Raw genomic sequence first — 24,479 nt, 5'->3', positions numbered from 1 at the left:
CATCGCCCAGTAAAATGTCATCTCGCCTAAGCTCGTAATTCTTTTTCTATTCTATCATTGCACATAATACTCCATGACGGTACAACCATCATGAAGTACGTATTTTCTAACAGCCTATGCTTTTTTTCACTGCAAATATACTTTATTTTTTATTCATATATACTTATGCGTATTTAAATTTAGCACCGCGAACTTTATCATATTCGTACATAAAATATAATTTAGTATAGTGATTTTATATTTTAGGAATATCAATTATTTTTCCTGGTGACTCATTAATAAGAATATCTGAAATACTTGGGTTCCTTTTTTTCAACTTGAATATTTGAATTTTTGTTAATTCAGAGCTAAATGATATATTTTGTGTTTTAAACTCCAAATTCATAATTTTATTTTGAAGTTTTAATATAAAAACCTTCCATTCTTGTAATGGAGAATTCGAAACTTCCTTTGGACTTTCTAATAATCGATATCCGTCTGCATAATGAAACATTAGTAATCCCGTTCCTAAGTCACAATCTTTGTTTTCAAGAATTGCATTTGGTATATCAAATCCACTATTCCAATTATAATTTGCTGCAAAACAATGAAGGAGTATTGGATTATCTATATTCTTTATTCGGCTAATTGTATCCTCTTTATTTGTATTATAAAGTAATTCTTCAAGCAAACTAATATCTTTATTTTCCATTACACCTTACCACCTTACTGATATTTACTTATTTTGTATTTCCAATTGTTTTAGCTTTCTTTCCCAGAGTTCTACTGTTGCACCTTGGCTTGGGTACAATGGTAAACCATTCCCCTGTAATTTTCTTAAATTTTTTTGCAAATCATATACCTGCTTTTGTAAACTATCAATACTTTGGTTAATATCCATTTTATTTAATGCTCTTGCAACTACTTCATTGTAAACAGAATGATAACCTCTGTGTCTAGCCATTGTACTTATATTATCATCTGGTACTCTTAGAAAAATACCATTTGATGAGTCATCAAAGTTCATACCTATCTTTTTAATTACAGGATTATCTGCCATTTCAGAAGGAATAATATGCTGTGCTTGATATCCACTCCATTTAGTTGAACGTCTAAGCCCCATTTCTGTCATCATATTTTTTCATAATTTAGTAGAATTCCCTCCTGTTACAATACCCGGAGTACCAGGAATAATCCTACTACCTTCACCCGTACCCTATGTTGTAATCTTAAACCCTCACAATAAAAAAGCAAACCATGTAAACCTTATTAAACTACTTCTTTTTCTTCTACTATCGGCAATTCATATGCCGTTTTATATTTCATCATGCCATATACAATGTTTACAAGCCTTCTCATAATACATACCAATGCTTGTCCTTTTGTTTTTCCTTCTTTAAGCTTCTTTTGATAGTACGCATGAAACACTGGATTTCGTGGCATCTTACTGCCTTTTGCTACTTGCACTTGCTGTACTGCTAAATTATAAAATAAAGCGTGTAGCGCCCTGTTTCCTTGTTTGCTTTTGTGTGTCTTACCTTTCCCACCAGAACCAAAGTAAACAGGCGCAATCCCCGCAAATCGTGCTAATTTGTTGGCATTTGGAAATCGCCTTACATCCCCAATTTCTGCAATTAATGCTGATGCCGTCACAAGTTCTATTCCCGGCATCGTTTCTAATTGATAATCTAGTAGTTTTACTAGCTGTTTTAATTCTCTCTCGATGTATTTCATTTCTGTCTTTTTAAACTCAATATCCCGTACAATACTTCTTACTAAAAAGTCTCGTGTTTCTTGATACTCCTTCATTGTATGTCCATCTTCTTTTACAAGTTTTAATATTTCGCTTGCTTTCTTTACTGAACATGTATTGTTGCTAACATCTAATAAAAAAGCTGTTAATTGCTTTATATTTGCCCCCTCTAAACAAGAGGGTGACGGATATTGCTGCCAAAACGCTAATGCTGTTTTTCCATCTAACTCTGAGAAAAACTTTTTATAACTTGGATAATGGTGGTTTAATTGAATATGTAATTGGTTCTTTAATGCACTTTGTGCTTTTACTAATGCATTCCTTCTTGAAACCAATTGTTGTATCGACCAAAATAAATCGTTTGGCTTTGCATCTGGCAATTGATTAAATTTGTTTACCAATATGCGTGCCACACATTCCGCATCCCAACTATCATTTTTTTGTATCATCACTTGGCTCTTTCGTTCTAAAAATGATAAAGCTGGATTTACTTCTTTCACTACTTGTTCATGATCTACTAAATATTTCGCTAATGCTCTTCCATAACCGCCAACATCCTCTAAACCAAATACAACTGATAAACCATCACTCACATATGTCTCTACTTCTAATAAAAACTTCGAAAATGCAGATGGTTTATTCTCAAATTGTATTTCTCCTAATTTCTCTTGCCAACAATTAATAATAACAGCCGTATGATGCTCCTTATGTAAATCTACTCCTACATACAAATAGTTCTGTCTATTATGCATAACTCATCCCTCTATTCAATGATTTAGTCATATACAAAAATGTCGGCAACCTTAGTTCGAGCGTTCATCTTTCGATGCGCATAGGTACGCAAGCCTATCCATTTTTCATCTCTTTAGTAGTATGTATAGTAAAATGAGCTAATTTTTTAAGTGAGTTTATAAAATAATTGCTGCATGTTGTCCTTTTGTTTGTATTTTCCCGTATTTATACATGCCACGATAAAAATTCTCTCTATCTAACATGCGTTTCACTTGTACTTTCGTAAATTGTTTACCTTTCGCTGTGCAGTAGCCTTCTACATTCAATTGTTCTGCCAATTGGGTAAGTGACCAATGTTTAAAAATGTGTCTTAACTCAAATAGTCTACGTACAACTACTGCTTTCCCAGCATCTACTTCTAACACCTTTTGTCCTTTTTTGGCCTTGTAGCCAAAAAGTACGCCACCACCTGCATATCCACCTCGTTCAGCCTTCTTCTTTCTACCTCTACTTAACTTCAATGCAATTTCAAGTCTTTGATATTGGTCTAATAGTTCTAACATGCCATTCACCAAAAAGTCATTTGGATCATGTGTGTAAATACTATAGCTTGATTGTTCAATTGCCTTCACATCTACTTCATGTTTCTTTAGTTCTCGTTGTATCAATACTTTCGCCATATCAGAGCGCCACAATCGTGATGTATTCAACACAACAACATAGCTTACTTGTTTATACACCATATCGGACAATAGCTCTTGTAGTCCATCACGTTCAACTGTTAATCCCTCTTCATCAACAGTCGCTCCGCTTAATCCTCTATCTTCATACACACGAAGTAGTTCTAAATTATTTTCGTTACAGTAACGTTCAATCTCTTCTATTTGATACGCTAAACTATACCCATCACGTACTTGTCCTTCCGTTGAAACTCGTATGTAACCAACTACTTTCTTTCCCATCATAAATCCCCTCCCGTTACAGTAATTTGAGCCCCTGTAACGTTTATCCGTTTTTTTGCGGATAACGTGTTCGTAACGTAAATCCGTTAAAACGTACTTTACGATGACTTCAAAACATAATACAACCCTTTATTTTTACAATAGTTTTTTCTCTAGTAGTGTCGTACACTGTACAAAGCCACTACAGTTTATAAAATTTAACACTTAATACATTTATAAAATTATACGTTTACCAACTTATTTCTACTCTAAAATGCAAAAAAGCACTTGTTGCCATAATTGACAATCAAGCGCTTTAAGTTCATCTGTTTTTAAGTAGCTTTAATTTATAAGTTTTATAATAATAGTATGACACCTTATATATATCGTGACAAATATTAATTTAAAACTAACGAGCTTGTACGAGTTCGTTAATTTTATGTCTCTTCCATGCGTTTATATTCATCTTTCGGTAAAATGTCATCTCACCTAAGCTCGCACCTCGTTTTCTGTTCTATCATTGTACGTAATACTCCATGATGGTACAACCATCATGGGTCTCTACTTTTAAACCACTTATTGTTTTTCTTTCCACTACAAATATACTTTATTTTTTATCTGGTGAATATACAATTATTCTCCCTTGTGGATATTCACCTTCCCATCCACAAGGCCATCCCCCAAGCTTATAAACCTCAAAGATTCTTTCATAAAAATTATCAACTTTTCCATTTACTAAACGATTTAGTGCACACATATGTAAATCTCCAATTATTTCTTCAAAAATATCAATATATTGTAATACAAAATCACCTGGATAGTTCTCAGATGATTGAATAATCTCCCTTATAGGACGCTCCATAGAGTTTAAATCATGCTCATATAATTGTCCTATTATTTCCCCACCTTCTGAGGATTTAATATCTTCCCAAACGTTTTCAACCTCATCCAAATCTTGAGACCATGCCAATTCTTGTGCTCTTTCATACTCATTAACCATAACAACATCACGATTTAGAAGGTTTTCATTATGAAAAAGTTGTAAATTTGTAATAAAATTAATAACCTCTTCGACTAATTGAGTGTTTTTTCCGTACTTCATTTATTTATCCACCTTTCCCAAAGTTCTTCAGTAGCACCGCCACCTCTTTGCCAAATCTTTATTTCTTCATTTAATTTTGTTTTGTAAAACTTCTCAATACCAATTTCTAATACCTTTGATTTGTATAATGGCAAGCCACTTTCTGTACCTTTTTTTAATTTTTGTTGCAATTCAAATACTTGTTGTTCCAACTCCTTAATACTTTGATTGATATTTAATTTATCTAACTGATCTTTAACCACATTATTATATACACTATGAAATCCTCTATGCCTAGACAAAGCACTTGGATCTTTTGCTGGTATCGGTAAAAATATCCCGTTATCAGCATGATCCATATCCATTCCAATTTTCTTTAATACCGGATGATTTCTTAAATTTTTAGGTATTATATGTTGCGCCTGATATCCTTTCCGTGATGCAGAACGTGGAAGCCCCATGGATTCCAATAAATTTTGCCCTAATTTTGTAGAACTACCTCCTGTAACCTTTCCAGGGGTACCTGGAATAAGTCTAGTAGCTTCACCCGTACCCTTAGCAAGTTGATAAGCGTCATCCTTAGCTGCCGTACTTGCCTTTGAAAACTTTCCGGCTACTTCTCCAACAGTTGAAGATTCTATATAAGGAAGCTTCATTCCTATTCCAGTATCCACCGTCCTAACTGCTACTGGAATAGGAGTATTTTTCATAGCATCTAGTGCATTCTTTAAAGTCTTATTTTCCTTAAGCGATTGTACCACATTATTTCTACGCTAAAACGCAAAAAAGCACTCGTTGCCTTTAATTGACAATCAAGTGCTTTAAGTTCATATGTTTTTAAGTAGCATAAATTTGTAAGTTTTGTAGTAACAATATGACACTTTTTATACTTCATAACAAATACTACATTAAAACTTACGAGTTCGTTAGTTTAATATACATTCCATGTGTTTATATTCATCACCCAGTAAAATGTCATCTCGCCTAAGCTCGTACTTCTTTTCCTATTCTATCATTGCACATAATACTCTATGATGGTACAACCATCATAGAGTATCTATTTTCAAACACCCTATTATTTTTTCTATCCACTTCACATAAAATTTATTTTTCATTCATCATTATATTTTTTAATCGTGTAATTTACTTAAAAAATCAGTAAATGTATCTGCAATGTAAAATACATTTTCTCTTGCGATTTTCTCTGCTTCTTCTGCCGTAATCCCTTCACTTTCCATCAGCGCTTCCTTTTCCCATGCATCTTCATGTTCCCAAAAAACAACAATTGGATTTTCTTCATGATTTTTATAATCAAAGCAAATTAAATTTCCTGCTGGATCAATTCCAAAAGGAATTACATCTCTAGGTAAGGTAGCACGGTAGTTATTATAATCTCTTACAATATAATCACTACTCTCCTCATCAAAAGAAAGTAATGCACCAAAAACTCTTTCTATTCCTTCAACATCAAAACAATATGGTATTACATTAGCCCCATGATTTACCTTTGCACACTCGATATAATCTTTTGGAAACTCAACTCCCAGTGATTGACCTATTTTCTCCACAAATTCTTCCGTAACCGAATCATCCGCATACTTCCATTCTAAATTCTTCATCTAATTCCGCCTCCCCATAATCTATTTCCACCTAAATGATTCACACTATGAACTTCTTTTATTACTAATTGCATTTTCCCCGGTATTTGATGATGATGCCATATTAATCCATCTATTCTAGGCAAACCATCATTTATTTGAGCTAACTGCTTTTTAGTGAATAATTCTTTTGAGATTTCGCCTTTCTCAATTGCTTCTTTTACCAATTTAGTACATTCCCTAAATTGATCTGTATCTTTCATAACATAGAAATCTTTCTCTAACTTTAAAGAAAACTTAACATCATCCCCTTTAAATATTGGGAATCCTAAAATATCAAAATCTACTCCTTTTTTCACATGTGTTCCTCCTGCTAAAGGCTTATTTAATATATTATTTTTCGTTTTAGTATTCAAATATGTTTCTGTTAGTTCTACAACTTCTTTAAACTCTTCAACACTATCATACCCAAATTCTTTGATGGTAGTATCATCTACTTGTTTTAAGAAATCTTCAACACTATCATATCCCTTAGGAACAATTGATCTATTAATCAAGTTTCCGTCTTTATCGTAATTATTTTTAATTACTTCGTCAATTTCAGATCTATGAACAGCGTTACCCGTACCCTTAACCCCACCACTCTCCAAATTCGAGATCCTACTCTGAATACTCGCCTTTGAGGCATCATGGGCTTATTTGACTTTTCACTAATACGCGTACTTTTTTCTATTCTATCATCCCACATTGTACTCCATGATGGTACTACCTTCATGGGCTCTGAATTTCAGCATATCATCATTCATGTTGTCCAAAGCATAAATATCTCATAAAAAGCACCTGATGCCCTAAAAGGAAATCAAGTGCTTCTTAGTTAATTACATCATCAATTCATAATTTAAAAATATTCTTGTTCAATTTCGCAAATAACTACTTGGAATAAGGGTTATAATCTATCTCAACCTTACTAAGACCATCTAATACTTTCTCTATCCTTTTAGTCAAGTCTGCTATTTCTTCATGTGTCAGTTCGTTTGTATCATCTAAATCTTTAAACATACTTAATCTCTTTGTTATCCCTTCAACATACTCAATAAAGACCTTATTTTTGGATAACAATATTTCACCTACAGCAGTATCAACAATAAAGTCTTCTACCTTTCCAAGATTTATATATTCATTAACAGTTCTTGCTATTACATATTCATGTCCCCTATTTAATTTTAAATAATCATTATAGTCTTCGTTAATCGCCTCAAATATTTCATTATATCCCCAGTCTTCCATGATATAACTCCTCTTTTATGGTTTAAGTCTTTCACCGTTATTGCGAATAACTTCCAATTTAATATTCTTATATTTATTAGCAAATTCAGTTATTACTTTGCTACAACTATCACACGTATCTAGTTATCTGAATGATCTAATTTTACTAGTAACATTTACAGCATAACCCCGTTTTAAAGCAATTTCATTCAAAAACATATACTCAATCTTACAATTTTGAATATCTGTTAAAAAACCAGCATCCATGGTCAATGGATACTGGCATAATATTCTTACGTATCAAACATACTATAACAAGTAAATGTAATATCTTTAGTCTTGCCCTTCCGTAACAAGCTCTTGTTGAGCTTTTCCACGACCTTTAATATATTTATAAAACTACTCTACGCTTCCCACTTTTCTTTCTAAAACAAAAAACAGGCCAATCATAGTGATTATCTGACTATAATCAACCTGTACAACGTAATATTATTGTATGAAATAGTTTCTGTAACCCTTTAAAAAAACCAACGTTTACCCTATTCATATCTAAAACATTGAAAATACCTTTCCAAAGCATTTATTTCATCTAAGGAATTTTCAACAGAATATATTTTACCCTTACTAGCTCTATCTATGAAAAGGCAACAACCTGCTTTTTCAACAATTTATAAAATATATATTTGTATTTTTCAACCCAAAAGATATAATTCTTTTAGAGTTTCCATAAAATCAGAATCCGTCTTTACTCCAATCATATTAATCAAATCATAAAATTGGCTTATTTTAAAAGAAAAATTATATAGAACAACTGCGGCACTATTTAACTTTCTAGATTTATCTATATAAATCTTAGAGTCACCTTTTCCTAAAAATAATACATTATATCTATCATTTGTGCTTTTTTCTAAAATTATTCTGTCTGGCTTAAGTGCATAAAAAGAATAATACTGTTCATCTAAAAAAGTTTTGAATATCTTTTGAATAATACTTAATGATGTTGCATTTTTAATCTCATTTTGAATATTTTCATCATATTTTCTTACTTCTAACTTACTTTTCGAAAAAATATATAAAGCCACTGCTGATTTATATTTATCTGAAAATACATCTACTTTGTATTCTTTTCCTCTAACAACTTCAAAAAGCTCATACTGATTATTTACTTCATTGAAAGTTAACTTAACTATAGCTTCAGGATAATCTTCTCCACTTACCGGTGCAACATAAATAATATCTTTTTCCCCTTTAATCACTTTAAATTCGGTTTCAATTAAATTGTATATACCAATTAAGTCCATACTTTACACTCCATTATGGGTTTATTTGTTTAATAACTTCAAGCTCAATTAATTCTTCTATAGAGTATGGTCGACCATTAGATTTATATTTAATAATTTGTGTTCCTCCACCTGGCTGATCAAACCAAGGAGCGATTTTCCCTAAAGTTACTTCAAAATCATCAATAACCTCATAAACATAATAAGGTGCTTGTTCACTATGCGGAGCCAAAGCTCTACTTGGGAACGAATCGCTTTCAGGAGCTAAAAAGGAACCCGCCGGGTTACCATATCTATCCAATCTCGTTCCAGGTTGTAATGTTTCTACTTTTTGAGTTCCCGAGACAAATCCATCATTAGGTGGCCAATGAATTTCTCCTGTTTTTTGATTATAATATTTTGGATTCTTATATACATTCTCATATTTCTTATATAATTCGTCACTAGGTGGATAATCCCATTTCTGCATATTTTCAGGGATTGTCACTTCCTCTACATGTTTGCCAGCTTCACTAGCTTCCTTGCCAATATTACCCGTACCCTTAACCCCACCACTCTCCAAATTCGAGATCCTACTCTGAATACTCGCCTTTGAGGCATCATGGGCTTCTTGGAATTTCCCGCTATAGTTCGTTCCAGATCTAACGACACTTCCATCTGGCATTATTTCTACACCTTTAAAGATTGGGGTTACGGAGTCCACACCTTTTGCTAATGTATTTTCAATTATATAATACTAGTAATTTGTGTTAGCTTTAATTTATAGCATGCCTACCTATAAAAAAAGCACTTGATTGTTGCCTTTAGTCGACAATCAAGTGCTTTAAATTCACATATTTTTAAATAGCATAAATTTGTAAGTTTTGTAGCACAAGTATGGCACCTTTTACATGTGGCGACAATTGTTACGTTAAAACTTACGAGTTTGTACGAGTTCGTTAGTCTAATATACATTCCATGTGTTTATATTTATCGCCCGGTAAAATGTCATCTCGCCTAAGCTCGTACTTTGTTTTTTCGACGTACAATGAATTAGAGAAACTATTCAAAGTTGCATAAACTCTACCTACTAAATTAGGATTTTTTTGTTTATATAAAAACTTTGCAACAGAACCTTTAAACTAAACTTCAAATCCAATTACTATCCATTCATCAACTATGTCCCAAAAATTCATATTATATCTAGGCTCTTTATTCGTCCACCATAAAGTCGCATTATCATTATTAGAATTCTTATAATCTACTGCAACATAACCACCCATACCACTTTTAAAGAAACCAAAAGTAGTTTGTAAATCAATTTGTAAAGGCTCTTCTAACTCCTCAATAATACCCCATTCATCATCATTAAAAAAAGTTACATTTTCTAAAGGAACTAAACCCATAGATTGGCTCGCATAAAAATAGAAACCATTATGAACAGTTCGATAAAAATTTCGTATTGTTGAAGGAATCTTATCCCAAGATTTTTCTAATTCTTCATTATTAAACTCATCTTTGGGATTTCCCCCCTCATAATATAGAATTTCACCATTATCTGTTTTAATAGTGTATAAAATTGAATATCTACCATTTATGTCCATAAGCTCTACTTCTTCAAGGTGCCTAGACAAATAAGAAATAGTGTTTCTTAATTCCACTCCTACTTGCTCTTTCCATATCGATAAAATACTCTCAACTCTCTTGTCTACGTTTTCTTCTTGAAACAATTCATACCATGAATTTGGTATTTTTTTACAATCAAGTTTATTAATCCCATGGCATGATATAAGTTGTGCATTTCTTTTATATTTTCTTAAAAAACCAAGTTTTTGTTCCATAATGATGCTATGTCATCTCCTTTATTTATCTATATACTTTTTTATTTCCTTTCAACAAAATCATCAATTTATTTTTGTAATTTCATTTCTAATTCTTTTCCCTCTTTATCATCTCTTCTCTAAACTTAGGATCAACTTCAAATTTTTTCTTTCTTATAAATTGTCCAATCAGAATAAGATTTAGACCCCTTAGATTTATTGGCTGCTTCACTTAATCCTAGAAAATTCTCTTCATTATTTAAAACCTTAAGTTATTGTTCTTTCGTTAATTTATAAAAATTTTCCATATTTTTATTGATACGATATGATCAGCTTGAAGTCTATCTGTAATATACTTACCAGGTAAAGCAGGGTCAGGCGTTCCTATTTTATCCTCAATGCCCTCATTAGCTTTTTCCCGTAGCTTTGCAGTAGGCGTTCCATCTCTTAATTCATCATATGATTCCTTTGAGATTCTTCTTTCCCCGTATCGAGGCGGTGTTCCAATATCACCCGTACCCTTAGTTAAAACAAAAAGCGATAACTGGATTTCCAATTATCGCTTACTAAATCAAACCATTTAGTTCACTATAAAGTAACAATTTTTTTATTAGCTATAATAGTTTTAAGGTTGGTGTAATTTCTGATCATATTATTACCTTATGCACTAACGGCTTCATTATTATACTTTCATAGTATCTTTTAATATCTTACTATTCCTTACTTACAAGTATTTTCTCGATTAAAGTCAAATGCTGATTCAACGCCATTTTTCATTAATTTTTGTAATAATACATCAAGTCCATCTGTGTAATAACAATGGATTTCTTCTTTATATAATGGTAATAATGTATGGAAGTATACTGGCCAGTCATCCTCTATTCTTTTACCATCTTCACGAAATTCCATTTTGAATGCACCTGAACATTGTGGAAGCGGTGGTACCACCATAACACCGGAAAATTTTGTTTCTTCACTATATGGATGAATTGGCGCATTTAGATCTTGTTCTGCTCCACCTAACTGGGCTACATACGAATTTTTTAAATATTCCTTTGATTGATTTGGAAATACAAGCCACTGCCCCAACCAATATCCATTTCGCATTACATCTTGTCCAAAGTCCTGTAAAAGGCGTAAAGGCCAAGCATATTTCGAACTCGCCAAAGCGGCTACTGATACATCCCAATCCTTAGGTAGATGCATGACAAGCTCTGCATAACCACTATCTACACTCGATGGAGCTGGCATACGGAAATAGCTATTTCGATACGTTACTACTGTATGAAAATCAACCATTTTATTTGGTCCAACATCATATAATTCTACATCGGTGATCATTTTTGTATTGGCTTCTATATGATTCGTAATCATTCCATAATGTAGCTGAATATGTGACTTAAAATCTTCTATTGACGTTGGGCGTATCATTGGATTATTTTCTATTTTTTGTTCATCATTTTTCTCATCAGATTCCCATACTAATTCAAATTCAAATCCTTTTAGTTCACTTTTTGCAACTCTCTCTTTAAATTCGTTTGATACGAAAGTTTGTACAGATACAATCGGAAAATCTCCATATTTATGCTTTGTATTCAATGTACAAAAAATATGCTCCCCCCTAATTTTCTCTGTAATAAATGCAAATTTATCAAATCCACCAAAATCATCAGGATCCGCATTCTCATAATCAATACAATCTAATACATTTAATACATTTATTGCATAACATTCGTATCGTTCATGAACAAGTGGAAGAATTTCAACTTTCCTTTTAATTAAATCAAATACTACTTCTATCGCTTTTTTTGTAAAAACAAGTGGTATTTCACTTAATAAATCTGATGATTCCCCCTCATTTAAAAGTTTCATTTGCAGTGGATCCCATTTATCAATTACTGATTGACCTTGAAAAGCATTATCAAAGATTTCTTGTCCTTCCTCATTCTCACACTCTAATTGATCAAAATTAGAATTGCTAATAATTTTCCATATTTTCATTAAACTACTCCTCTTAATCTTTATATAGGAATTCTATTTTCCCCGTTAATAAATTATTTCTAGTATTCTCTATAAACTTCAATATCTCTTCACGCTTAAGCTGGTGACTTATAGGTAACCGATCGATCGTTTTTAATTTTTCACTTAAATATCGAATATACTGATCACCATGTCTAAACATCATATCCCCTTTTTCATTCAAGTTATTTCGTGCACTATGCGTAATTTGCCCAGGCCAATTTGGATGATAATTCTGCGGTAAAAACACTCCATTTGAAGCTGAATTTACATCTATACCATATTTTTCTATATACTTTCTTAATCCTCCTTGTTTATTAGGAATAATATGATGCGCTTCATGTCTTGGGGGTCTTGTAATACCTGCATTTTCCAATTCATGACCAAGTATTGTAGAAGGCTGTTTTGACACTGCATGTTCCTTAGTTAATTGCGTCCATTTTTCATCACTTCTTATTTTAATTGCATAATCATCAGCTATTTGACTTGCTTTTTCTCTCAAAGATTTTATCTGATCAAGATCTACATCATGCCCCTTTTTTAGCTCTTGATTTATATACTTTAATTCACGCTCAGTTAAATGTTTTCCATCACCGCTGACACATGAAAGCTTCCCTTTCCAATCATTTGGATGAATCTTTTCATTTTTTAAAGCATTAGAAAACCATGCTATACTCTCTTCATTTAACCCTACATCATTTAGAATTTCTTCACTATTTTTCAGCATAAGTTCTTGATCTGCTAATTTTTCATTCGGAAGAATATTCTTTTTCGTAAGAGAAGCCTCTACACCCTTAATCTTATCATCTATAATCTTATTACTTTCTGTATGATGCTTATTCACCCAGTTTTGGAAATCTGCACCACCTTGTTTAGATAATAGTAAGCCATTTCCGTCAACTTCAAAACTTGCCGATTTGGCTGTCCTATCATCTATGCTTTTGGCTATTTTTTCGCCAAATTGATACATCTTTTCATTTCCGGATTTCTCCATTTTAAGGCTCGCTAGTTTCAAACGGTCAAGCATTGTAGCTTTATTATCACGCAATGATTGTACCACATTTCCACCCAAATTTGGATTAAAACCAGGCATTCCTTCTTTGAATTTTAATAATTTCGCTAAATCAGCTAATTCACTCGTGTCTTTGAATGCTTTTACTCCTTTTCCTACTGCTCCAACAACTGGGATTGCATCTAATCCGCCAAAAATGATGTTTCCTACCCTCTCTTCTTGGCTCAATTTCCGGTGTGTTCCCCAGTCTTCTCCGTCGATACCGCTTTTTATTTGTACAGCGCCGTATACAACTGCGGCAGCGGTTCCGAGTGGTGGGCAAAGGATTGTTGTGATGATGATTCCTAGACCTATTCCTATATCTCGCACCATTTCTAGTTTTTTCTGTTCATCTTCTATCGATTTGTATTCAAATCCTCGTGTGGATGGGACTACTTTCTTGTATTCTTCATAATTTAGTTTTGCATCCGGATTTTGTTTTTTTAGTTCTTTGTATTCTTCTTTAAGTACGTTATCAAATGCAGGTGAATCTTTAAAAATATCTTCTACTGTTATTTTATCTTTTTTCGTCTGTATTGTTTGTGGTACACTTCCGTACCCTGCGTGCGCATCTGGTAATACTGTCGTTGTTGTGGAGCCAATTCGGTTATTTGTTTCGAAACTGAGAATAGATGTATCTCTCATTTTTTGAGCGAATTTATCCATTTCTACTAAAAAAGGTTTATCTATATGTTCAGAGACCAATCGCCCTGCTTCTCCGCAATATCTTTGTAATGTCGAATAGCTATCAAGTAATTCCCCGATTTTTTGCGATTGATCTTTTGGGTTAAAATGTATACTGCCATCTGAGTCTAAATCTCGTATTCTTCCATCAATTTTTTTCAATAATTCATTTGCGCGCTGTAATTTTATGAGTACATCTTTTGTAATTCGATTCATACCATCCCCCATGTTTTGCCATGGTTCAGGTCTATATTTCACATCCATTTCGTTTTCATCCCCCCAGCCGTATGGTGATTTCTACAACTTACTTAATATTTCACGTAATTGTTCGTCCTTTTCAAGCATTTCTACACATGCGACCCTTACAAGTCTCGCCGACCTAGAATAGTGTTCAGCAAATTCAAGTGTTTTGTGTAATATATCAGGATATTTTTCAATTACTCTCATCGCTTCACCTTTTTGATAAAAATCACTGCTTAATAAACTCTCAATATTCGTTCCAATGACGTCTACATGGATTTTATATATATCTTCTAATTTCATTACTATATCAAGTAGTTCTTGAAAATTAACTAATACTTCTTCTCCACCACCAGAACCACCGTCTCCCATTGATACTTGCATTATTCAATACCTCCTAACGAAAATTGTCTCGGATCAACTAATTTTTTATACGGCATTTTTAACACGTCATACAATTTCTTATTTACCGCATAGAGACTCACCCAGTCATATCGATTACGTTCTACATCTATTTGAACGTAATCTTCTCCTTCAGTGAAATATAAGAAACATTCCCATTTTCCTCCTCTATTACTACGAGGCCTCGTATACGTTTCTATCGCTATAACGTCTTTATTTGATAAATCTTTTTCCTCAAATGTTTGTTGTTCTGTTTCTGTCATTCTCTTTGAGAAAAATGTATCTTCTATCTCCCTCGGTTCTCTCAACAAGAAAGGGATGCGTGTTAATAAGGAAAAATATACGTCTGGCTTTGGTATGTAGTCGATCTCGTATTTTTTATTTGGCTCTATTTCCGTTAATACAGCCACTCGGTCTTTATCCTCTTTTAAAAAGCCAATTAATACATTATTCATTCTCGTGTATTCATGACAATTTTCATATTCCTTTAATAGCTCAATCAATTGAAAAGCTGCAGGGGTAATTCCATTTTCACTTGTAAGTAAGCCTTTTTCTTTTAAACTCGTAGTTGCTTTCGTGACACATTCTTCATCAAGTAAAATAATTACGTCACGGTTTGGCAATCCAAATATATCCGTAACCCCAGCTGCACCTGCGAGAACGTATAATTCAGCAGGTGCAAAATTCATTTCTTTTCCCATTCTTTTATCCCTCATTTCTCCATCACAACTGTTTTATCGCCCTTACTTCCGATCTATCTCCGTACGTTTGAATACTTTTATCTAACTCTTTCAAAGCTTTCGTATGTCCTTCAAATGCCTCTACCATTTCTGAGTTATATTGAATGATTAAATCTAGATAACTTAAAAAGGCATCTCTCGTTTTTCCATTCCAGTTCGCACATGTAACGTATGCTTTTAAATTTTTCGCTTGATTTAAAGAATCCTTCATACCGTTCTCTATGTTTTGTGCGTAAGAAATGGCACTTGCAGTGTTATTTCCTATAATTTCAACCTCTTTACCACTCATGTTGATTCCCCCATTCTTTGTATGCTTAATGGATAAGTTTTTCAATTTCCTTTTTCTTTTCTTCAAAAGCCTTGGTCGCTGCAGCGTATGCTGACGCTTTTTCCGCTTCTGCTTTCGCTTTATATTCCAAATACTTTGCATAAGCTGTACCTATCGCAGACCCAACATCGCTTAATGCACTTTTAAAGTAGGATAATACTGTATGTAAGTCTTCATCCTTTTCATGACGTTTTTGTTCAAATTCAACTGCCGGAATTTTATTAGCTTCTAAGCCATTACTTTTACTCTCATAATCTCTCTTCGCTGATTCAGCATCTTGAATGAAGCGTTTTAACTCTCTTTCTTGATCTTTTAAATAATCATGTAATTTATCATACTGATCTCGTTTCCTCGCGCTTTCTGTAAAACCCGATGCATTTAAAAAAGCATTATACAATTCATCTAACATCTTTCTCCCCCTTTATTACAATAACTATGTAGTTAAATTCGTATATTTAAACATGAATATTCATTACATTAAGAATTAATAAACAATTATTTTTGCATATTGCTATTTTATCAAAGGGGTTTTAACATTTCCATATTTTATAAAAAGGTTTCGCATTTTTCTTCAATTCAAGTAGAAATTCATTTTGACCTATATATTTGTTAAATAAAAAAACGCTATTGATATTGAAATCAACAGCATTTTTTTATGTGACTATATGTTTTATCTTTCTTGTACCCGAAAGCAAATTCTTTTTATATAATGTATTACTTCAATTTCCCCTCAAAGACAATCTTTCTACCGCACGGTTCAACTTCTGTTTTGCCGTTTTTCTTCACTTCATGAAAGATTGGCTCTTCCATGCGACGTGATGGCGCGTATCCTTCTTGTTCCATACGTGCTAAGCAGTCTGTAATTGTTTCGTTTTCGAGTACTTCAAATTTCTTTTTATTAGGTTGTTTTGTCATGCCCTAACCTACTTTCTATTTTTCTTGATGCGAATTGATTCTTCATGTAGACGATATATAACATTGCGAGAATTCCTATTATAATCATAACCGCAATAAAAAAGCTTGTATACTGTATTTTTTCTATAAATACGCCTCCTAATACAGGTCCCAGTATACTCCCTAAACTAAAGGCGATTCCAGATAATATATTACCTGCTGGCAATAAGTGTCTCGGTAATAAATCTGTCATAAATCCAAGGCCTAATGAGAAGCACGATCCAATGACCATACCAGCTAATAGCATACAGGCAAAGACAATCCAATAATATTGATCAAATACTGCTGCCAGTAGGAAAATACCCGTACTTACGCTGAACGTCCACGTTAAAATACGATCTCTTCCGTATTTATCACTTAATATACCGAGCGGAATTTGTGTAATAATGCCCCCAACTGCAAACGCTGGTAATAAGAAGGATACTTCTGAAACAGACCATCCTTTTCGAAGCGCGTATACTGGTAAGTTACTGTTTAACATCGCTTCCAGTACGCCATATGCAAGTGGTCCCAGCAGTGCAATCCATCCTAATCCAACAACTTGTTTATAACGAGAAAATGATGACTCACGCTTCACTTCTCTTTCATCTTGCGCCGGGAATGCATTTTTCGTTGGCAGTAATAATAGCCAACCTATTAAGCACAGTATAGTGGATATAATAAATGGCGTTGCAAGACCGTACTGCACAGTGCTTGCTAAATACGGACCAACAGCAAAACCAATTCCGAAGAATACACCGTATATCGATACTTGTCTCCCTATTTTACTTGGGTCTGCTGTTGTCGTAATCCATGTTTGTGTTCCGACATGAAGCATATGATCTCCGACTCCAACTAGAAATCTAAGAACGAACCATACCCAAAATGAAAAAGTTTGTGTAAAGAAGAATAATGAAATAATAACGAGAAACCCACCAATAACGATAATTGGCTTCATCCCAAACTTTTGCATCGGTTTTTCAAGAAACGGTGAAATAACTAATATCCCAATATATAGTGCCGTCGCATGAATACCATTAATACTTGAGCTAACCCCTTCTTGTTCAAAAATCATTGCAATGGCCGGTAAGAGCATCCCTTGTGACAAACCTGAGATTGCTACAATTCCAACCATAATCCAAAATGTAAAACGCATTGACATCCCTTTCCCTCTCCTTCTCATGCTTTCCCCTTTTCATTATAAACCGTTTCTTCAAATGCGTGTACGAATATTACCAATAAAAAAGAAGCTAAAAGAATGAATCTTTTAGCTTCTTATCCTTCCCAGACTTGCGCTTTCACGTTGTTATGAAATTGCTTAAAATACTTATTTTTATAAAATGCAGTTCCGTATGCGTATTGCTGTGCGTTAGTAATTGGTGGCTGCGTATGTTGCATTTGTAAAGGAACTACAGCTGGTGAAACTTGCATATACAGCGGATTTATCACCATTTTTGTATATACATGATGATTATATGGCGAATAAGCGACTAAAAATGGGTGATGCATTGATACTCTCCCCTTTTACATACAAATGTTATAGTATATGCAATACTTTTACTTTCGGGGATTCTTTCTATTCTAACCAATCCTCAACATGTTTTATAAATACATCTAAGCAATCTATAAACGGTGAGTGTCCGCAATCTTCTAATATCTTCAACTCTGCATTTGGTAAATGTTTTGCTAATTCCTCACCGACTACTTGCGGTACGACGTAATCTCTGTCACCTTGTATGACGAGTGTTGGAGCTTTAATATGATGAATTTGCTTATTTCCCTCTACAACTCCGTTATGTTCATCCGAAATATTAAATGTAATGAGCGCATAATTCACATCTACGAAATTACGCTGCGTCAACATATCGTCTAAATACTTTTCATAACGATCCGGTTCAGGTTGATTATGTGTATATATTAATAGATTCCATACTGTACGGTAATATAATTTATTCATATTTTTTATCGCATCTAGCACTGGAGCAATTTGTACGGGATCTTGTGCAACCTCTTCTTTCGTCTTTACTAAACTTGATACGATTGGCTGCCCATTTATATCTTTTTTAAAAATTGGATATCCCTTCATGCCCACTGATTCTACTAAAATTAACTTTTCGACAAACGTTGGATGATTCGCTGTAAATTGCATCGCAACACCACCGCCCATTGACCAGCCCATTAATGAAAATTTCTCTAGTTTTAATTGATCGATAAATAGTTTTACATCTTCTGCAAAGTCTTGTAATGAATCTATCGATTGATTATATGTTGATTGGCCAAATCCTCTTAAATCAAGAGCGTAAATATGGTATTGATCTTGCAACTTTTCAATAACTAAATCCCAGTGTTGTGACGATGTCATGTTCCCGTGAATGAGTACAAGAATTTCTGTATTTTGCCTTCCAACTTCCTGATACGCAATCGTTTCTCCGTTCGATAGTGAAACAAACTCCATTGTTGCAGGCTTAATCATCACAAGTTCCCCCATTCTTTTTAATAGAAAGAAAATTCTTTACTTACTTAAAGAATAACATGCAGAATGTATGTTCTCAACATAAAACCTATACGAAATTTTTACATAAATCAACATGTCTATTACTAGACAATTATAATAAAAAAGTATATAGTTAGCTAGGTAACTAATTTGAAAGGATCTAACTATATGGACGAAAAACAACATTTTTTTCACATTGTCAGCCAGACTTCTCGAAAATTCACAAAGAAATTTAATGAACGCGTATCTCCAACTGGGCTATTTAGTGCACAATGGGCCGTTATTTTCCGCATTAATCAAACCGGTTCTTGCACGCAAACAGAATTATGTCAGTATTTAAATGTTGAATCGCCAACGATGACTCGTACATTAACACGTATGGAAACGATGGGCTGGATTATTCGTACTGAAGGAAAAGATCGCCGTGAGAAGCTCATTTCTTTATCAGAAACAGCGATAAAAATGATTCCTATATGGCAAGAAGAAGTTGATACTTTTGAAGAAAAGACACTAGAAGGTATTAACGAAGACGAGTTACATCAAGCATTTCAAGTGTTACAAAAAATCATTAAAAACTTAGATTAAATTGGAGGGATGACGATGCAAAGTGAGAAACTTTGGACGAAGGATTTCCTCGGAACTTGTTTTAGTAGTCTATTTCTCTTCTTAACATTTTATATGCTTATGACTACTTTACCTATCTATGTAATAGACGGCCTAAAGGGAAAACCTGAGGAAATTGGTTTAGTTGCAACTGTTTTTCTTATTTCATCTGTTTTATGTAGACCATTTACAGGAAAATGGCTTGATGAATTAGGAAGGAAGAAGATTTTATTTATTTCACTTTCATTATTTTTAGCTGCTACCGTTATGTATTTCGGTGCGCAAAGTTTATTTTTATTACTTGCCCTTCGCTTCTTACATGGTATTGGGTTCGGTATGGCAACAACAGCCACAGGAACAATTGTAACTGATGTTGCACCAGCTCATAGACGAGGCGAAGCACTTGCCTATTTCGGCGTATTTATGAGTTTGCCGATGGTAATTGGTCCTTTTTTAGGTTTAACAATTATTTCTCATTTTTCATTTACTGTACTATTCATCGTTTGTTCCGTATTTTCATTGCTTGCATTTTTATTAGGACTACTTGTAAATATTCCGCATGAAGTACCAGTGAGCAAACAAAAACGAGAAAAAATGAAATGGAAGGACTTAATTGAACCAGCCTCTATTCCGATCGCTCTGACAGGATTTGTTTTAGCCTTTTCTTATAGTGGTATTTTATCCTTTATTCCTATTTATGCGAAAGAGCTCGGTTTAGGAGAAGTTGCTAGTTACTTCTTTATTTTATACGCACTCGTTGTTGTAATTTCTCGTCCATTTACAGGAAAGATTTTCGATCGCTTCGGTGAAAATGTACTCGTTTACCCAGCTATCATTATTTTCACAATAGGGATGTTCATTTTAAGCCAAGCGCAAACTCCGTTTTGGTTCCTTGGTGCAGGTATGTTAATCGGTTTAGGTTACGGAACATTAATTCCAAGTTTCCAAACGATTGCGATCTCTGCCGCTGCAAACCATCGACGTGGTTCTGCGACAGCTACGTACTTCTCATTCTTTGATAGTGGTCTCGGTTTTGGTTCTTTCATTTTAGGTATCGTCGCAGCGAAATCAAGTTACCATAATATGTATTTCATCGCAGCTATTATCGTTGCATTCACTTTACTTCTCTATTATGGATTACATGGACGAAAACAAAAATTCAAGAAACAACATACAGACGGAAAAGTTTCCGCTTAACATGAATAAGGAAAGTAAACTTCCCCGTTTACTTTCCTTATTTTGTATTTCTTTCACTAGAAGCGTATACTTATAATAGAAATAAAAAGGAGGGACCCCTATGAAACTTAAAAAATCTCCCCTACTCTTACTCATAATCACATTTATATTTGTAATTACAGGGCTCGGTTTTACATACTTCAAACATAATAAAACAATCCCATCGAAAAATAACGTGACGAAGAAAAATTGGTTAGATGATCCTTACTTACGTTGGTCGTATACACATATGAAAGAATTCACTTTAATTAATGAGGTAAATAATAACCCGGATCACGTTTCCCACTTCTCTACTGCATTACAAAACTTAGACGATTTTGCTGTAGAGCGTAGATTTGGAACGACTCCTCTAAAAAAACTTTTAGACGATAATAAAACGGATGCTTTTGTCGTTGTACACAATGGACAACTTGTATATGAACGATATTTCAATGGGTATAAAGAGAGTGAACCTCATGGCATGGCCTCATTAGCGAAGGTCTTTACCGGGGCAATTATACAATCTCTTGCTGAAGAAAACCGTATTGACTTAGAAAAAACAGCTGACACATATATAAAAGAATTAAAAAATACACCGTTCGGTAATGCTACACTTCAGCAATTAATGGACATGCAAGTTTCTGTAGAATATCCTACTCACGGATATGAACATCCAGCGTTAGAAAACCAAGATGCACAACTATATTTAGCGAGCAATATTTTGCCTCGAGGTAAAAACTACGACGGCCCGATGAAAATTTATGATATGTTACGAGAAGTAGAAGAAACTGAACCGCCTGGTTCCGATTTTTCTTACGATAACGGATCAGCTGAAACACTCGCTTGGGTGATTCGAACGATCACTGGTAAATCATTGGCGGAAAATGTTAGCGAACGAATATGGTCTCAAATTGGTATGGAAGAAAACGCGTATTACGTTACAGATGAAACAAAAGTAGAACAAGCAAGCGCAGGCTTAAATGCAACTGCTAGAGATATGGCGAGATTCGGGCAATTACTATTAAACAACGGGGAATATAACGGAAAACAAATTCTCCCTTCTTCTATTTCTGAAGATATAAAAAATGTCCAAGAAGGTGAACTTGCAGTTGGCCCTGGAGCTTCCATTTCTTATCATAATCAATGGTGGATTCCGCACAATGAACAAGATGCTTTTGAAGTGTTAGGTAGTTACGGACAAACTCTTTACATCGATCCGACAGCAAATATGATCATTGTCCACTTCTCTTCTAACGCTACACCAAGTAATGAAATCCATTCAGTTTACTCAAATATGTATATTGATATTGCACATCATTTAGAGAAGCTTCCACAGTAGTGGAAGCTTTTTCGTGTTGGGGTGTTTTACTTAAAACCATTACCCTCATCACGGTTATTCATCATTAAACTTTTTATTAGCAATCCAATAATACGTTACGAAGAGTGTCAATAAAATCCAAACTATAGTTAGTAATCCAGTAATTAATGCGTTTGAATTTACTACCCCTGTGACTAACGTTTCCATTGCATACTTACTCATACTGGCTGGATTAACCTGATCTACTATTGGAATCAAACCGACGATTATTCTACAAGCTAAAAGAAAAGCAATTGAAATTAGCGCAATCATACCTTGACTGTGAAAAATAGCACTTATCATTGTTGTGAAAGATACGATAAAAAGAACCCAAGTTAGATAAAATAGTAATCCAGTAATTAGTTGTGCAAATGGAACAGCAGTAAAAAGATAATTTACATATAGATAAGAAGTAACGTATCCAATTGTTATACTAAACGCTACCATTAAATAGTTCAACACTATTTTCCCACCTACATATGAAGTAACATTAACGGGTCTTGTTAAAATAAAAGCCAACATACCATTTGCTTTATCTGTTTGAATAGTACCCATCATAGAAATCACTAGAATCATGAGTCCAAGCTGATCAAACTGAGATCCCAAAGTACTCGCTAATACTTCCCCCCCTTGTTGCGCTGTCATATTCGGATCAATAGTAATTCCCTGTCCTCCACCTAACGCTTCTAAAATTGATGGCAAATAATGAGTTACTATCGGTTGTGTTGCGCCTAAAAATATAAAAACAATTGGTAGCCAAATAATCTTGAAATCACGTAACATTTGAACACATTCTTTTTTTATCAATACAATTGAGTTATTCATTTTTGCACCACCAATTTCAAGAAGATTTCTTCTAAAGTATCGTTGCTCATTTCAAATTTAACGATGTTCACTTTATGTTCGAGTGCATTTTGCAGTAACATATTTTTATTTATTTCAATACTTTCAAGCTTCACTTTGATTTTAAGCCCAATCACTTCTACGTCCTTCACATACGATAATTTTTTTACAACTTCAATCCACTTTTGATCTTTAGTTGTTATTTCAATAATCAATTTATTTTCACTATTACGGTGTAAAAGTTCCGTAATCGTTGTGTCTTCTATTTTTGTTCCATCTTTTATAATGACAAATCGTTCACAGATTTCTTCTGCATCGCTTAATATATGGGTTGATAATAAAATCGTTGTATCTTTTTTTATTTCTTCAATTAAATTCAATACTTCTCGTCGGCCGATTGGATCTAATGCGGATACCGGTTCATCCATGACAATCAGCGAAGGTTTATGCAATAATGCTTGTGCAATACCAAGTCGTTGTTTCATTCCACCAGAAAATGTACTAACCTTTGCATTTTCTTCGCCCTTTAGTCCAACTTTCTTCAAAATCTTTGGAATCGACTTTGACAATTCTTCTTTTTTCAATCCCGAAAGTTGGCCCATAAACGTAAGCGTTTCTCTCGCTGTCATCCAATGAAAAAAATTAGGATATTGCGGTAAATAACCAATTTCACTTTTCATTTTTGATATTTTTATCCCATTCAATAAAACTTCACCAGCAGTTGGATGAATACTATCCGAAATTACTTTTATTAATGTAGATTTTCCTGCTCCGTTCGGTCCAATTAATCCGACGCATTCCCCCGCTTGCAGTTCCATCGAGAAATTATTAACCGCAATTTTTCTTTTAAATACTTTTGTTACATTTTTAATCTCTAATTTCATAATTTCTCACTGTCCTTTCTCCCTATAACGAAGTAGAAAATAGGTCCCAATACATTAATGAAAAGAATAATGAACGTCCATACAAGTACATTTTTTCTTATTTTTCTATGTCGGTATAAATCAATGAATGCAATGAAAACTAAAAGTGCCCCCACTGCAATAACTGGCAATATAATGGGTAGAAAAGTCATAATATCAATGTCTTTAAGATCATTCAATCCATAATGTAGTTGCATTATTGTCATTCCTCCCTAAAC

29 protein-coding genes and 3 pseudogenes are annotated in these 24,479 nt (G+C 33.7%); 3 read left to right on the top strand and 29 right to left on the bottom strand.

All coding sequences use genetic code 11. The features are described from left to right. Positions 1-235 precede the first annotated feature (235 nt). The 26 genes and pseudogenes from MR115_RS16740 to phaZ all read right to left on the bottom strand — a co-directional run bounded on the left by MR115_RS16740 (position 236) and on the right by phaZ (position 19,314). Complete coding sequence (locus tag MR115_RS16740) at positions 236-691, bottom strand: DUF4274 domain-containing protein (protein WP_060487700.1); 456 nt, start codon at positions 689-691, stop codon at positions 236-238. 24 nt (positions 692-715) lie between these two features. After that, complete coding sequence (locus tag MR115_RS16735; protein ID WP_033682200.1) at positions 716-1,114, bottom strand: AHH domain-containing protein; 399 nt, start codon at positions 1,112-1,114, stop codon at positions 716-718. A gap of 134 nt (positions 1,115-1,248) precedes the next feature. Further along, entirely contained in the window at positions 1,249-2,484 is a 1,236-nt protein-coding gene (locus MR115_RS16730) for an IS110 family RNA-guided transposase (protein ID WP_242242042.1), read from the bottom strand. Positions 2,485-2,640: 156 nt separating this feature from the next. Further along, positions 2,641-3,426 (bottom strand): recombinase family protein, encoded by a 786-nt coding sequence (locus MR115_RS16725; protein ID WP_033669545.1) that lies wholly within the window; start codon positions 3,424-3,426, stop codon positions 2,641-2,643. A 586-nt stretch (positions 3,427-4,012) separates the two neighbouring features. Continuing rightward, positions 4,013-4,507 carry a hypothetical protein gene (locus MR115_RS16720; protein WP_000873545.1) on the bottom strand — a complete coding sequence of 165 codons (495 nt, stop codon included), beginning with the start codon at positions 4,505-4,507 and terminating at the stop codon, positions 4,013-4,015. Next, a complete protein-coding gene (locus tag MR115_RS16715; RefSeq protein WP_375337816.1) occupies positions 4,504-5,142 on the bottom strand; it encodes an AHH domain-containing protein in 639 nt (212 codons plus the stop codon). Before MR115_RS16715 ends, MR115_RS16720 begins: the two co-directional genes overlap by 4 nt. 474 nt (positions 5,143-5,616) lie before the next feature. Next, positions 5,617-6,105 (bottom strand): SMI1/KNR4 family protein, encoded by a 489-nt coding sequence (locus tag MR115_RS16710; RefSeq protein WP_033706965.1) that lies wholly within the window; start codon positions 6,103-6,105, stop codon positions 5,617-5,619. Next, positions 6,102-6,641: an HNH endonuclease gene (locus MR115_RS30240; RefSeq protein WP_194787164.1), complete on the bottom strand. Its 540-nt coding sequence runs from the start codon at positions 6,639-6,641 to the stop codon at positions 6,102-6,104. The genes MR115_RS16710 and MR115_RS30240 overlap by 4 nt, the downstream gene beginning before the upstream one ends. A gap of 72 nt (positions 6,642-6,713) precedes the next feature. Further along, positions 6,714-6,767: pseudogene (locus MR115_RS29860) on the bottom strand (hypothetical protein); the annotation flags it as partial. 247 nt (positions 6,768-7,014) lie between these two features. Further along, entirely contained in the window at positions 7,015-7,371 is a 357-nt protein-coding gene (locus tag MR115_RS16695; protein ID WP_098048319.1) for an Imm3 family immunity protein, read from the bottom strand. 15 nt (positions 7,372-7,386) lie between these two features. After that, positions 7,387-7,482 (bottom strand): annotated as a pseudogene (locus MR115_RS16690) (deaminase domain-containing protein); the annotation flags it as partial. 560 nt (positions 7,483-8,042) lie between these two features. Beyond that, positions 8,043-8,651, bottom strand: coding sequence for a hypothetical protein (locus MR115_RS16685; protein WP_044584680.1), 609 nt, complete (start codon positions 8,649-8,651; stop codon positions 8,043-8,045). Positions 8,652-8,664: 13 nt separating this feature from the next. Then, entirely contained in the window at positions 8,665-9,294 is a 630-nt protein-coding gene (locus tag MR115_RS29990; protein WP_242242041.1) for a glycohydrolase toxin TNT-related protein, read from the bottom strand. Between the two features lie 457 nt (positions 9,295-9,751). Then, positions 9,752-10,450 carry an SMI1/KNR4 family protein gene (locus MR115_RS16675; protein WP_242242040.1) on the bottom strand — a complete coding sequence of 233 codons (699 nt, stop codon included), beginning with the start codon at positions 10,448-10,450 and terminating at the stop codon, positions 9,752-9,754. 68 nt (positions 10,451-10,518) lie between these two features. Next, positions 10,519-10,737 (bottom strand): annotated as a pseudogene (locus tag MR115_RS16670) (hypothetical protein). Continuing rightward, positions 10,716-10,985 carry a hypothetical protein gene (locus tag MR115_RS16665; RefSeq protein WP_242242039.1) on the bottom strand — a complete coding sequence of 90 codons (270 nt, stop codon included), beginning with the start codon at positions 10,983-10,985 and terminating at the stop codon, positions 10,716-10,718. The pseudogene MR115_RS16670 and the gene MR115_RS16665 overlap by 22 nt, the downstream one beginning before the upstream one ends. Positions 10,986-11,149: 164 nt before the next feature. After that, the gene (locus MR115_RS16660) at positions 11,150-12,430 is read right to left on the bottom strand and encodes a suppressor of fused domain protein (RefSeq protein ID WP_242242038.1); all 1,281 of its coding nucleotides are present in this window, start codon (positions 12,428-12,430) and stop codon (positions 11,150-11,152) included. Positions 12,431-12,443: 13 nt separating this feature from the next. Further along, positions 12,444-14,447 carry an AHH domain-containing protein gene (locus MR115_RS16655; protein WP_242242037.1) on the bottom strand — a complete coding sequence of 668 codons (2,004 nt, stop codon included), beginning with the start codon at positions 14,445-14,447 and terminating at the stop codon, positions 12,444-12,446. Between the two features lie 33 nt (positions 14,448-14,480). After that, complete coding sequence (locus MR115_RS16650; RefSeq protein WP_001198193.1) at positions 14,481-14,807, bottom strand: hypothetical protein; 327 nt, start codon at positions 14,805-14,807, stop codon at positions 14,481-14,483. Next, positions 14,807-15,526 carry a DUF5081 family protein gene (locus tag MR115_RS16645; protein WP_242242036.1) on the bottom strand — a complete coding sequence of 240 codons (720 nt, stop codon included), beginning with the start codon at positions 15,524-15,526 and terminating at the stop codon, positions 14,807-14,809. The genes MR115_RS16650 and MR115_RS16645 overlap by 1 nt, the downstream gene beginning before the upstream one ends. Positions 15,527-15,548: 22 nt before the next feature. Further along, the gene (locus tag MR115_RS16640) at positions 15,549-15,854 is read right to left on the bottom strand and encodes a WXG100 family type VII secretion target (protein WP_063261462.1); all 306 of its coding nucleotides are present in this window, start codon (positions 15,852-15,854) and stop codon (positions 15,549-15,551) included. 25 nt (positions 15,855-15,879) lie between these two features. Further along, the gene (locus tag MR115_RS16635; RefSeq protein WP_061679920.1) at positions 15,880-16,302 is read right to left on the bottom strand and encodes a hypothetical protein; all 423 of its coding nucleotides are present in this window, start codon (positions 16,300-16,302) and stop codon (positions 15,880-15,882) included. Between the two features lie 305 nt (positions 16,303-16,607). Beyond that, entirely contained in the window at positions 16,608-16,808 is a 201-nt protein-coding gene (locus tag MR115_RS16630; RefSeq protein WP_000166305.1) for an NETI motif-containing protein, read from the bottom strand. Further along, a complete protein-coding gene (locus MR115_RS16625; protein ID WP_242242035.1) occupies positions 16,792-17,988 on the bottom strand; it encodes an MFS transporter in 1,197 nt (398 codons plus the stop codon). The genes MR115_RS16630 and MR115_RS16625 overlap by 17 nt, the downstream gene beginning before the upstream one ends. A 113-nt stretch (positions 17,989-18,101) precedes the next feature. Beyond that, positions 18,102-18,335, bottom strand: a complete 234-nt coding sequence (locus MR115_RS16620) for a hypothetical protein (protein ID WP_242242034.1) — start codon at positions 18,333-18,335, stop codon at positions 18,102-18,104. Between the two features lie 67 nt (positions 18,336-18,402). Then, positions 18,403-19,314 carry an intracellular short-chain-length polyhydroxyalkanoate depolymerase gene (gene phaZ / locus MR115_RS16615; protein ID WP_141434966.1) on the bottom strand — a complete coding sequence of 304 codons (912 nt, stop codon included), beginning with the start codon at positions 19,312-19,314 and terminating at the stop codon, positions 18,403-18,405. Between the two features lie 174 nt (positions 19,315-19,488). Between phaZ and MR115_RS16610 the strand changes: the two genes are divergently transcribed. From MR115_RS16610 to MR115_RS16600, 3 genes are all read left to right on the top strand, one after another. Then, complete coding sequence (locus MR115_RS16610) at positions 19,489-19,905, top strand: MarR family winged helix-turn-helix transcriptional regulator (RefSeq protein WP_142324912.1); 417 nt, start codon at positions 19,489-19,491, stop codon at positions 19,903-19,905. A 15-nt stretch (positions 19,906-19,920) separates the two neighbouring features. After that, the gene (locus tag MR115_RS16605; protein WP_061679220.1) at positions 19,921-21,120 is read left to right on the top strand and encodes an MFS transporter; all 1,200 of its coding nucleotides are present in this window, start codon (positions 19,921-19,923) and stop codon (positions 21,118-21,120) included. Positions 21,121-21,220: 100 nt separating this feature from the next. Further along, positions 21,221-22,477: a serine hydrolase domain-containing protein gene (locus tag MR115_RS16600; protein ID WP_242242033.1), complete on the top strand. Its 1,257-nt coding sequence runs from the start codon at positions 21,221-21,223 to the stop codon at positions 22,475-22,477. Between the two features lie 54 nt (positions 22,478-22,531). Here the strand turns inward: MR115_RS16600 and MR115_RS16595 are convergent, their stop codons facing one another. Genes MR115_RS16595 through MR115_RS16585 form a run of 3 tightly spaced genes read right to left on the bottom strand, consistent with a single transcriptional unit; the run spans position 22,532 to position 24,458 of the window. Then, the gene (locus MR115_RS16595) at positions 22,532-23,320 is read right to left on the bottom strand and encodes an ABC transporter permease (RefSeq protein ID WP_242242032.1); all 789 of its coding nucleotides are present in this window, start codon (positions 23,318-23,320) and stop codon (positions 22,532-22,534) included. Continuing rightward, complete coding sequence (locus MR115_RS16590; protein ID WP_242242031.1) at positions 23,317-24,222, bottom strand: ABC transporter ATP-binding protein; 906 nt, start codon at positions 24,220-24,222, stop codon at positions 23,317-23,319. Before MR115_RS16590 ends, MR115_RS16595 begins: the two co-directional genes overlap by 4 nt. Further along, positions 24,219-24,458, bottom strand: coding sequence for a PLDc N-terminal domain-containing protein (locus MR115_RS16585; RefSeq protein WP_242242030.1), 240 nt, complete (start codon positions 24,456-24,458; stop codon positions 24,219-24,221). Before MR115_RS16585 ends, MR115_RS16590 begins: the two co-directional genes overlap by 4 nt. Positions 24,459-24,479 lie beyond the last annotated feature (21 nt).

It is taken from the genome of Bacillus cereus group sp. BfR-BA-01309 (assembly GCF_022664315.1).
Lineage (GTDB): Bacteria > Bacillota > Bacilli > Bacillales > Bacillaceae_G > Bacillus_A > Bacillus_A mobilis.
This window is presented reverse-complemented; position numbering and strand designations above follow the sequence as displayed.